This window comes from Nocardiopsis quinghaiensis (assembly GCF_008638365.1).
Lineage (GTDB): Bacteria > Actinomycetota > Actinomycetes > Streptosporangiales > Streptosporangiaceae > Nocardiopsis > Nocardiopsis quinghaiensis.
Genome location: NZ_ML703339.1, coordinates 77067 through 88589, shown reverse-complemented (window position 1 = coordinate 88589; position 11523 = coordinate 77067). Strand labels below are relative to the sequence as shown.

The window sequence follows — 11523 nt, the reverse complement described above, 5'->3', positions numbered from 1 at the left end:
GGCGTGTACCGGCATGGAGATGTGCGGGTGTGTCGACATGGCGTCCTGTCGGTAAGGGGCCGTGTCACCCACCGGTCAGCCGGGGCGCGGGGTCACTTTCCCCTGCCGCCCGGGTTCCGCTCCGCGTGGCCCCCCTCGGGTACCGCGGCGGAGCCCTGGTCGTCCGGGCCCGGGACCCGGGCCCCGGAGCCCGTGTCGCCCCCGTCCTGGTCGGCGTTCCCGGCCTCCTCCGGGGAGCCGCTCGGGGTCCCCCCGTCCGGAGCCCCGCCGTCCGGGCCCTCCTCGGTGGAGGCCGCCTCGGCGGGGGCGCCGGACCGGGACTTCCCGCGTACCCACTTGCGCAGCGCGCGCGGGGCCAGCGCGGCGATCAGGATCAGCAGGCCGATACCGCTGATGATCAGCGCCTGGGTGCCCAGACCGGTGGCGTTCACCGGGATCTCGGTGTCCTGGCTGATCGGCTCGCCCTCGGCGTTCTGCAGGCTCACGTTCAGGACCGTGCGGCCGTTGATCCGCGCCGAGAGCGGAACGTACACCGTGGTCTTGGCACCGGGCGCGATCTCGAAGGAGTGGTTGTACTCGCCGACGCTCAGCCGCTCGGAGTTCTCCGAGAAGACCGACAGGTGCACGAAGACGGCCTCGTCCTCCAGGTCGTTGGCGACCAGGATGCCGGTGGTCCCGGTCTGGCTGGCCAGGGTGACCGGTTCACCGGGGATGACCCGCACGTCGTTCATGCGGTCCCGCACCGTCTCCGCGACCAGGGAACGGGTGGCGCCAGCCAGGGCCTCCTCCTCCCGCCAGTGCACCGACTCCAGGCGCAGCAGCGCGGGGAGGAACGGACGGCTGTCGTCGACCAGGATGCTGTCGAACAGGCGCACGTCCCGGCTCACGTCCTGGACCTGGCCCAGGTAGGTGGAGCTGAGCTCGTTCTCGGCCGCGCTGTCGGGGTAGTCGAGGGGCCGGCGGGTCTCCTCGCGCTCCCCGCCGGGGGCGGGCGGCTCGATCGCGTCCAGCCGCTCCGGGGACAGCCACGGCAGGTCGTCGGAGGCGGCCAGCACACCCTGTGCGAACTCCTGGCCGGGGTCCCACCCCGGGTCCGGTGAGGCGACGACCACCCGGTCGTCCCCGGAGTCCTCGCCCGCGATCATCGCGGTCTCGGCGGCGAAGCGCTGGAGGGCGAGCTCGGACTGGCCGGGCTCCCGCGTCGGCATGGACAGCACGTCGGTGATCCCGGAGTCGGAGACCAGCGCGAACGGCTCCTCGCCGGACTCGGTCTCCGTCTCGGGCAGCGGGGCCTGCGCGCTGGGGGTCGTGGACATCCAGGAGGCCGGGGGCACGGCCCTCTCCTCCAGCAGGAAGCGGGTGGCGCCGTGCGTGGCGAGCAGCGAGTGGACGCTCTTGTCCATCAGGCCGTTCGGGGGCAGGGCGAAGGCCTCGTCCGCCTCCAGCCCCAGCGTCCGCAGGACCGCCTCCTGAGCGACCCGGAGGGAGGCCTCGGCGTCGGAGTCCATGTCGTTGCGCAGGAGGGAGGCCAGGTCGCTGTTGGCGTAGGGGGTGGCGACCACGGTCTCCTGGGCCAGCACGCCGCGCGCCTCGCGCAGCCACACCTGGGCGGCCTCGCTCACCTCGGTGTCGTTGCGGACCGGTTCGCCCTCGGCGGGCACGGTGAGGAGGTCCTCCAGGATCTCGTGGTCGGAGCTGGCCATACGGAGGATGTCGTCGAGCGTGCCGGGGTCGACCGCCCAGGTGACGGGGACGCCCTCGGTGCGGCCGGAGTTCTCCGGCTCCTCCTGGGAGCCGTTCCCGTCCTCCCCGTCCGCCTCTCCGTCCTCGGTGGCCTCCTCGGTGGGCAGGGCCTCGGCGGTCTCCTCCGCGGTGGCGTCACCGTCCCCGGGAGACGCCTCGGAGTCCTCGTTGAGGCCGAGCACCTCGGCCAGGTCCTCGTCACCGGCCTCGAAGGACAGCGGCGTCTGCGCACCCGCGGCCAGCAGGCGGCCCAGACGGCCGTCGGCGGTGACGGCCCCGTGCAGGTCGTCACTGAGGAAGGTGTCCTCGTCCGCGCGCTGGGGACGCGCCATCAGCGGCCAGACCCAGGCGATGCCGACGGAGGGTACGTCGTCGCCGTCCCCGCCCGTGTAGGGAAGGAAGGTGTACTGGGCGCCGACGACGTCCCCGTCTCCGTCCACCGCCTCGACGACCAGGGGGTACACGCCGTAGGAGGCCAGTTCGAGGTCCTCGACCGGCACGCTCAGGGAGTACTCCTCGGCGGCCTCGGGCGGCAGTTCCCCGGTGACGTCCTCGTCCGGTCCCGACACATCGGGCTGCCAGCCCCCGCCCGAGGCGAACTCGTCCAGCTCGTCGCGGTCGGTGAAGGAGTGCCGCGAGTAGCGGATCCGCACGGTGACGTCGCGAAGGCTCTCCTCGGTGGTGTTGGTCACCTCGCCCGTGACGCGCAGGGTGCTGTCCTCGTCGGCGGAGTCCGGTGTGACGCGCTCGACGACGAGCGGCTCTGCCGAACCCTCGCTCTCGGGTTCCGCATGCGCGGGCGTGGCCGGTATCGGGAACAGCGCGGTGATCGTGGCCGTGATCACCGACGCGGAGGCAAATCGACGCAACGCTTGACCGGTTTCCTGATTCGGGTCCAGAGAGCCGTCCCACCGGGGCTGCGGTGGAGGGGACGGACGAAAAGTGCCCGCACGGTACACACTGCGTACGCGGGTCGGGTGGACGCGGGACAGCCGGGGCGTCCTACCACTCCACCCGAAGATACCGTCTCCCCCGTACCGCGGGTCGGGCCGCCGTGCGACGCGTGGCGGGAGCCCACTCTCTCACCGGACGGCGGGGATCCACCAGGGCCACGCCCGTACGTGTACGGAGCGGTTCCACCTGGGGGAAACGATTCGCGGTTTGCTTCGGGCGCCGCCTACTCTCGTGGTGTGCCGAACACAGAGTCTTCGCATGAGAGCGACACCGCCCAGCAGCAGAACGCCGAGGCAGCCCGGGAAGCGGGGGAGTTGACCGGTGCGCAGCGGGCGGCGATCACGGCGTTGGCCGACTCCTTCCCGATCGTCTCGGAGGAACTCGGCGACCGCTTCGCCGCGCACGACCAGCAGCTCGCCCTCGTCGGCGGCCCGGTGCGCGACGCGCTTCTCGGCAGGCGGTCCAACGACGTCGACCTGACCACCGACGCGGTGCCCCAGCGCATCCTGGAGCTCGTGGACGGCTGGGCCGACGCCGTGTGGACCGTCGGCATCGACTTCGGCACCGTGGGACTGCGCAAGAAGGGCCTCCAGCTGGAGATCACCACCTACCGCAGCGAGTCCTACTCGCCCAGGTCGCGCAAGCCCGAGGTGGCCTACGGCACCGACATCCACGACGACCTGCTGCGGCGCGACTTCACCGTCAACGCCATGGCGGTGCGTCTGCCGGGCCTGGAGTTCGTCGACCCGTTCGGCGGCCTGGCGGACCTGCGGGCGAAGGTGCTGCGCACACCCGGCAGGCCGGAGGACTCCTTCAGCGACGACCCGCTGCGCATCATGCGCGCGGTCCGCTTCGCCGCCCAGCTCGGCTTCACCCTGGCGCCCGAGGTGGTCGAGGCCGTCCGGAACATGGCCGACCGGCTCTCCATCGTCTCCGCCGAGCGCGTGCGCGACGAGCTGACCAAGCTGCTGCTCAGCCCGGACGCGCGCCGCGGTGTCGAGCTGATGGTGGATCTGGGCATCGCCGAGTACGTGCTTCCCGAGATCCCCAAGCTGCGGCTGGAGATCGACGAGCACCACCGGCACAAGGACGTGTACGAGCATTCGCTCACCGTCCTGGACCAGGCCGTCGAACTGGAGGGGAAGCGGGGCCACGGGCCCGACCTGGTGCTGCGTCTGGCGGCGCTGCTGCACGACGTCGGCAAGCCCAAGACGCGCGCCTTCGAGTCCGGCGGCCGGGTGACCTTCCACCACCACGAGGTGGTGGGCGCCTCGATGAGCCGCAAGAGGCTCACCGCGCTGCGCTTCTCCAAGGACGTGGTGTCCGACGTCAGCACCCTGGTCGGCCTGCACCTGAGGTTCCACGGGTACGGCAAGGGAGAGTGGACCGACTCCGCCGTGCGCCGCTACGCCCGCGACGCCGGATCCCAGCTGGAGCGGCTGCACATCCTCACCCGGGCCGACTGCACCACCCGCAACCGGCGCAAGGCGGCGGCGCTGTCTCGCTCCTACGACGACATCGAGCGGCGTATCGAGAAGCTCGCCGAGCAGGAGGAGCTGGACCGTATCCGCCCGGACCTGGACGGCAACGAGATCCAGGAGGTCCTGGGGATCGAGCCGGGGCCCGTGGTCGGCCGCGCGTACCGCTTCCTGCTGGAGCTGCGCCTGGAGAACGGGCCGATGGGCAAGGAGGCCGCGGCCGAGGAGCTGCGCGCCTGGGCCGCCGAGCACATGTGAGGGCCGACCCGCCCCGCGGCCGGGAAGAGCGGGTTGGGATGATGGGGCCCATGCCCGTCACCACCTGGTACCTGGAGTCCACCGATCCCGCCGGCCTGCGGCCCGCGCGCGAGCCCGCCGGGGACGTGGTGTTCGCCCGGGTCGAGATCCCCAGTCCCCGGTTCAGCCGGTTCCTGTACCGCGAGGTCGGTGACGGGTGGGAGTGGACTGACCGTCTGCCCTGGAGCCTTGACCGGTGGCGTGAGTGGGTGGAGCACCCGGGGCGTGAGACCTGGGTGCTGTACCGACGCGGCACCCCGGCGGGTTACGCCGAGCTCGACGGCCAGGCCGACGGTGAGGTGGAGGTGGCCTACTTCGGGCTCCTGCCGGACTTCATGGGCCGGGGCCTGGGCGGCCACATGCTCACCCTGACCCTGCGGCGCGCCTGGGACCTGGCGCAGCGCCACCCGGACCGCGGACCCACCCGGCGGGTGTGGGTGCACACCTGCACCCTGGACGGTGAGCACGCCCTCGCCAACTACCGGTCGCGCGGCATGGAGACCTACCGCGAGTCGACGGAGTGACCTGTCGTCTCGTCGCCCTGTCGACATACCGCTACGCCGACTCCCGCTCCGCCCTGGGCTCGGGAGCGCGGCGTCCCCGGACGACCCAGGCCGCGCCCATCGCCAGGTAGGCGGCGGCCATCGCGGCGACCACGGCGGGGCCGATCCCCGAGGGCGGTACCAGCACGGTCGACAGCGCGGCGCCCAGAACGAACGTGGCGTTGAACAGCACGTCGTACACCGAGAACACCCGCCCCCGGAACGCGTCGTCGACATGTCGCTGAACCAACGTGTCGACCGTGACCTTCACCCCCTGTGAGACGAAGCCCAGACCGAACGCGGCCACCGGGAACAGTGCGGGGTGGAAGGGCAGCCCGAACACCAGCAGGACCGCTGACGCCGCCGCCAGTTGCAGGGCGATCCACGTCCCCGGCGTCATCCGGGCGGTCGCCCACGGCGTGGCCACGGCGCCGAGGAGGAACCCCGCCCCGGACATGCCCATCGCCACCGAGAAACCGGCCAGTCCGGCCACGCCTCCGGCGGTGAACGTGTTGTTGTACAGCAGCAGTGTCACCAGCGTGGAGATCCCGAACAGCACCCGGTGGCCGCCGATCGTGGCCAGCGCGTCCCTGGGCGCCGGACGCGCCCAGATGTGCCGCACCCCCGACACCATGCCCCGCACCACGTCGTCGACGGCCGTGCGGACCTCCTCGGACTCCCGCTCCAGGTGCGGGCCCAGCTCCCGGTACCCCAGGGCCAGGGAGACCAGCGCGGCACCGGTGAACCCGAGCGCGGCGACGAACAGGATGATCCCGGTCCCCAGGGCGTCGTCGCCGCCCACCAGACCGATCGCGGCGCCGGTCCCGGCACCGAGGAAACTCGCCGCGGTGCCGCTGGTCGGCGTCACCGCGTTGGCCATCATCAGCTTCTCCCGGGGCACCACGTACGGCAGCCCGGCGGACAGCCCGGACAGGAAGAAGCGGTTGACGCTCAGCACCAGGAGCGCGGCGACGAAGAAGGCCGGTCCCTCCCCGCCCGACACCAGGAGCGCGCTCACCACAGCGAGCGCCGCCTTGGCCAGGGAGGACAGCAGCAGGACCTGGCGGCGGGGCCACCGGTCGATCAGCACCCCGGCGAACGGCGCCACCACCGAGAACGGCAGGAGCAGCACCGCGAAGGCCGCCGCGACGGCCCCGGCACTGGTGTGCTGCTCGGGGTTGAAGAAGACGAAACCGGCCAGCCCGGCCTGGTATACCCCGTCGGAGAACTGCGAGACCAGCCGGGTACCGAACAGCCGACGGAACCGGGACCCCTGGAGGACCGCGCGCAGATCGCCGAAGAAGGACACGTCATCAGAGTAGGACGTGCCCGGGCCGCGCGGGCCGGGCGGCGACGGTCCCCGACCCCCCGGCCGGGACCGCCGCGTTCCCCGGGCGCGCTACTCGCCCGCGATGAAGCTCTCGACCTTGGCGTGCGCGTCGGAGTCGCTGTACTGCACGGGCGGGGACTTCATGAAGTAGGAGGACGGCTCCAGGAGCGGGCCGCCGATCCCGCGGTCCTTGGCGATCTTCGCCGCGCGGACCGCGTCGATGATGATGCCCGCGGAGTTGGGGGAGTCCCAGACCTCCAGCTTGTACTCCAGGTTCAGCGGCACGTCGCCGAACGCGCGGCCCTCCAGGCGGATGTAGGCCCACTTGCGGTCGTCCAGCCACGGCACGTGGTCAGAGGGGCCGATGTGCACCGAGCCCGCCTTCAGCTCGTGCGGGATCTGGGAGGTGACCGACTGCGTCTTGGAGATCTTCTTGGACTCCAGGCGTTCGCGCTCCAACATGTTCTTGAAGTCCATGTTGCCGCCGAAGTTGAGCTGGTACGTGCGGTCCACGATCACGCCGCGGTCCTCGAACAGCTTGGACAGCACGCGGTGGGTGATGGTCGCGCCGATCTGCGACTTGATGTCGTCGCCGACGATCGGCACGCCGGCGCGGGCGAACTTGTCGGCCCACTCGGGGTCGGAGGCGATGAACACCGGCAGGGCGTTGACGAAGGCCACACCCGCGTCGATCGCGCACTGGGCGTAGAACTTGTCGGCCTCCTCCGAACCCACCGGGAGGTAGGAGACGAGGACGTCGGCCTTGCTGGCCTTGAGGGCGGCGACCACGTCCACCGCGTCCTCGGGGGACTCCTGGATGATCTCGCGGTAGTACTTGCCCAGACCGTCGTAGGTCGGGCCGCGCATGACCGTGACGCCGGTCGGCGGCACGTCGCAGATCTTGACGGTGTTGTTCTCGCTGGCGGTGATGGCGTCGGCCAGGTCGTGACCGACCTTCTTGGCGTCCACGTCGAAGGCGGCGACGAACTCGATGTCGCTTACGTGGTACGGGCCGAACTGCACATGCATGAGGCCGGGTACCCGGGACTCGGGGTTGGCGTCCTTGTAGTAGTGCACGCCTTGGACGAGCGACGACGCACAGTTGCCGACGCCCACGACGGCTACACGTACCGAACCCATTGGTCCTTGCTCCTTCTTCTTCGCGAACATGGATCCCGCGGCGCGTGACGACGGGTCCCGCGCCGACGGCGGTACGGGGGTTCTCGTCGTCCCGCGCTCGCTTCCCGTATGTGGTCAGCAGCGCACACGGCGTTTCTGTTCCCACCCGTCGCCCTCCACCGCCCTCAACGGACGCCTTCGGCGCGGTTCCTTCCCTCCGTCGCCCTTCGCCGCCCCGAAGGACGCCTTCGACGGCGGTCCCCTCCACCTGCCCGGGGAACGCAAGGGGGGAACGTGCATGTCTGGCTGTTTTGTTCAGCTCTGACTCTATCCCCGTCCACTCGCGGCTCCGCATGTCAGACCACGGGTACGGAGGGACGGACAGGGTCCTCCCGCCGGCTGTCGGTGGTGAACCCCCGGGATACTGCGGGGAAAATCTCACACACCCGCGTCCACCTGCCCCGACACGGGCGGCATTCTCGGGCGTATGTGCCTGGGTCTGCCTACCACCGTTCGTTTCCTCCGCGCTGAACTGGCGCTACGGGCGTTTCCCGGTCAATCATGGTCAGGTGTCCCATGATGCGCGATAACCTCGCGCGTGGGTTGTGCTACACCGTTCGATCGCTCTAACGTGACCTGTGATTTGCGTGCGTAGCCGGTAGAGCCCCCGGACCCAGTCCCCGCCGCGGTGGTGCTCCGTCGGCACGGAGCACCGGTGAGGGCCGTGCTCCCGCAGGCCAGCGACAGGAGGAAGAAGCGGCTAACGTCTTCGCGACCTGTTGAAAACCCCCGCCCGCCCCTGGGCGTCCTTTTACCAAGCCTTGAACGACAGGCAGAACGGTGGACGCGGCCACACAGGGCCGCTCCACGCCGGTCACCGCGAGAACGAGAACAGGTCGCGGACCACCGATCCCCCAGGGGGACCGTCCCCCCGTTTCCACCAAGGAATCGTCAGGCCGACCGGCCGTGAGAGGCAATCGAGGACCACGTGAGTACCGAACGACGACGGAACGCCGAAGGTGACCGTCACCGGGCCGAGGGCCCGGTCGACGGTCCACGCGGCAACGGCGGACGGCGCAGGGCCGGCGGCCCTGCCCGGGACGAACGTGCCGGGGGACGCCGAGGCGCGGACGCCGAGGGCGGGTTCTGGGGAGACGGCGCCGGACCCGAGCGCCCGCGGCGCAACCGACCCCCGGAGCAGGAGATGCGTGCCGGGGGCGGCGGTGCCCGTCGCCGCCCCGACGGTGAGCCTCCGCGCCGCCGCTCCGAGGGCGAGCGCCCCAGGCGTCCCGAGGGCGGTGAGCCTCCGCGCCGCCGTCCCGACGGTGAACCGCCCCGTCGTCGTCCCGAGGGCGAGCGCCCCAGGCGTCCCCAGGACGGTGAGCCTCCGCGCCGCCGTCCCGAGGGCGAGCGTGCGCGCCGCGCGGAGGGGCAGCGCCGCCGCCCGGCCGAGGACCCCCGCGGCCGCCGCAGGGCGGCGGGCGGCGGACCGCGCGACCCCCGCGACCGCGAGAACGCCGCGCGCTCCGAGGGCCGCCGCGCCCCGGGGCGCGGCACCCGCGCCGCGGGCGGTGCGGGAGGCAGGGGCGGCGGCCGACGCCGCGTCCGCGGCGACGAGGAGCCGGACGACCGGCCCTGGTTCAAGCGCTTCCTGTCCAAGGCGTGGAAGCCCGCCCTGGCCTTCTGCGGACTGATGATCATCGGCGGTGTGGCCGCCTTCGCGATCCTGTACGCCACCGCACCCGACGTCGGGGAGCTGGACGAGAAGGCGGAGACCCAGCTCAACGCCACCCAGATCATGTGGGCCTCGGAGGGCGAGGAAGAGGAGGACTCCGAGGTCGCGTTCACCACCGGTGAGGTCAACAGGATCAGCGTCGAGCGGAAGGAGATTCCGTCCACGGTGATCAGCGGTGTGCTCGCGGCGGAGCAGCTCACCTTCTACGAGGACCCGGGCATCAACATCGCCGGTATCGGACGCGCCCTCCTCTCGGGCGGTGACGCGGGCGGCGGTTCCTCCATCACCCAGCAGATGGCCCGCAACTACTACGACGCCCTGTCGAACGAGCAGACGATCACCCGCAAGGTCCGCGAGATCTTCATCGCCATCAAGCTCGCCCAGCAGCAGGAACCCGACGAGGTCCTCGAGGCCTACCTCAACACGATCTACTTCGGGCGCAACGCCTCGGGCGTCGAGGCGGCGGCACAGGCCTACTTCGACAAGAGCGTGGGCGACCTGGACGCGGCCGAGGGCGCGTTCATCGGCATGATCATCCAGCAGCCGAGCGGCTTCGCCAACCCCGAGCCGGACAGCTGGCACGACCGGTACATGCGCGGTGAGCGCTGGGACTACATGAAGAACCAGCTGGTCGAGCTGCACAAGATCAACCCCGATCTGGGGTTGTCCCAGAGCGAGGCCGACGCCCTGGAGTTCCCCGAGCCGATCGAGTACGACGACGGCGGCGAAAGCGACCCCAAGGTCGGCTACATGTACAACGCGATCGTCGACGAGGTCGAGGAGCGCTACGAGGGCATCGACGGCACGGACATCGCGACCAAGGGCTACGTCATCGAGACCTCCCTCGACCCGGAGCTGATGGACGCGGCCTCCGCGGCCTTCGAGGTCCTGCCGCCGGGCGCGGAGGACACCATGTTCGGCCTGACAGCCGTTCGGCCCGACACGGGGGAGATCGTCGCCTTCAACGGCGGCCCGGACTCCTCCCAGGTCATCAACAACTCGCTGACCCACCAGACCCAGGCGGGTTCGTCGTACAAGCCCTACGTGCTCGCCACCGCGCTGGAGAACGGCATCGGCCTCAGGAGCACGTTCGACGGGTCCACACCGCAGGACTTCCCCGGCCTGGCCAGTCCGGTCAACAACGCCACCACCACCCCCTACGGCGACGTCGACCTGATCAAGTCCACCGCGGACTCGATCAACACCCCCTTCGTGAAGCTGGCCATAGAGGTCGGCGAGGAGAAGGTCGACAACCTCGCCGTCGAGATGGGCGTGCACCCGGACCGGGTCACGACCTCCACCCGGGGACCGCTGATCGCACTGGGCACCCACCAGGTGAACGCGCTCGACCAGGCGTCCGCCTACTCGACCTTCGCCACCGGGGGAAGGCACTACCCCGCGCACATGGTCACCGAGATCCGCGACATGAACGGGAACGTCATCGACCCCGTCGACAAGGACGAGCTCGAGAACGGGACCGAGGTGCTCAACGCCGGTGTCGCGGCCGACGCCACCCACGCCATGCGCCAGGTGGTCGAGGGCGGCGGTGGCTCCAACGCCGCCCTCTCCGACGGGCGCCCCGTCGCGGGTAAGACCGGTACCTCCAGCGACGCGGTCTCGGCGTGGTTCGTGGGGTTCACCCCGCAGCTGTCCACCGCGGTGGGGCTGAGCCGGCTCGGCGCGGGCCCCCTGGAGTTCGAGGGAATCGGCAACAGCGCCGTCTTCGGTGGCAGTACCTCCGCGAAGGTGTGGAAGGCCTTCATGGAGACCGCCATGGAGGGCCAGCCCGTCGAGGACTTCCCATCGCCGCAGTACGTCGGTGAGGAACAGAGCTTCGTGCCCACGCCGAGCCCGAGCGACGATCCGAGCGAGGAGGCCACGGAAGAGGCCTCGGAGGAGCCGACCGAGCAGGAGAGCGAGCCCGAGTGCGACCCGAACCGGCCGGGCCAGGGCCGGGACTGTGAGTCGGAGGACCCGACGGACGAGCCCGACCAGCCCTGCGGCGAGCTCTTCCAGCCGCCGTGTGACGAGGGTTCGGAACCCGAGGGTCCGCCGGAGTGCAACGGCCAGAACCCGCCCGACCACTGTGAGACCGCTCCGCCGACCGGCGAGGCCACGGAACCGGATTCGAACGACCAGCGGAGCGGGGGACTCTTCGGGAGGACGCACACCAGCGACTCCGGGAGCGGGGCCAACAGGATGGCCCTTCTGAGCCGCGAGGACTGACGCGGTTCCCGACGGGACGACGGGGGCCGGTGCGCGAGAGGAGCGCACCGGCCCCCCGCGCGTGTCAGGACCGTCCACAGACGGCACAGGGTGGTACGC

6 protein-coding genes are annotated in these 11523 nt (G+C 71.0%); 3 read left to right on the top strand and 3 right to left on the bottom strand.

What is annotated here, in order from left to right:
- Positions 1-92: 92 nt before the first annotated feature.
- Positions 93-2612 carry a DUF6049 family protein gene (locus tag FYX01_RS02755; RefSeq protein WP_394350425.1) on the bottom strand — a complete coding sequence of 840 codons (2520 nt, stop codon included), beginning with the start codon at positions 2610-2612 and terminating at the stop codon, positions 93-95.
- A gap of 321 nt (positions 2613-2933) precedes the next feature.
- Between FYX01_RS02755 and FYX01_RS02750 the strand changes: the two genes are divergently transcribed.
- Positions 2934-4433: a CCA tRNA nucleotidyltransferase gene (locus tag FYX01_RS02750; protein ID WP_150237168.1), complete on the top strand. Its 1500-nt coding sequence runs from the start codon at positions 2934-2936 to the stop codon at positions 4431-4433.
- Between the two features lie 50 nt (positions 4434-4483).
- A complete protein-coding gene (locus tag FYX01_RS02745; protein WP_150237166.1) occupies positions 4484-4996 on the top strand; it encodes a GNAT family N-acetyltransferase in 513 nt (170 codons plus the stop codon).
- A 31-nt stretch (positions 4997-5027) separates the two neighbouring features.
- Here FYX01_RS02745 and FYX01_RS02740 read toward each other — a convergent pair whose 3' ends face one another.
- Both FYX01_RS02740 and FYX01_RS02735 read right to left on the bottom strand, forming a co-directional pair.
- Positions 5028-6323: an MFS transporter gene (locus FYX01_RS02740; protein ID WP_150237165.1), complete on the bottom strand. Its 1296-nt coding sequence runs from the start codon at positions 6321-6323 to the stop codon at positions 5028-5030.
- A 90-nt stretch (positions 6324-6413) separates the two neighbouring features.
- Positions 6414-7484: an inositol-3-phosphate synthase gene (locus FYX01_RS02735; RefSeq protein WP_150237163.1), complete on the bottom strand. Its 1071-nt coding sequence runs from the start codon at positions 7482-7484 to the stop codon at positions 6414-6416.
- Positions 7485-8451: 967 nt separating this feature from the next.
- Here FYX01_RS02735 and FYX01_RS02730 point away from each other — a divergent pair.
- Positions 8452-11424: a transglycosylase domain-containing protein gene (locus FYX01_RS02730; RefSeq protein ID WP_150237161.1), complete on the top strand. Its 2973-nt coding sequence runs from the start codon at positions 8452-8454 to the stop codon at positions 11422-11424.
- Positions 11425-11523 lie beyond the last annotated feature (99 nt).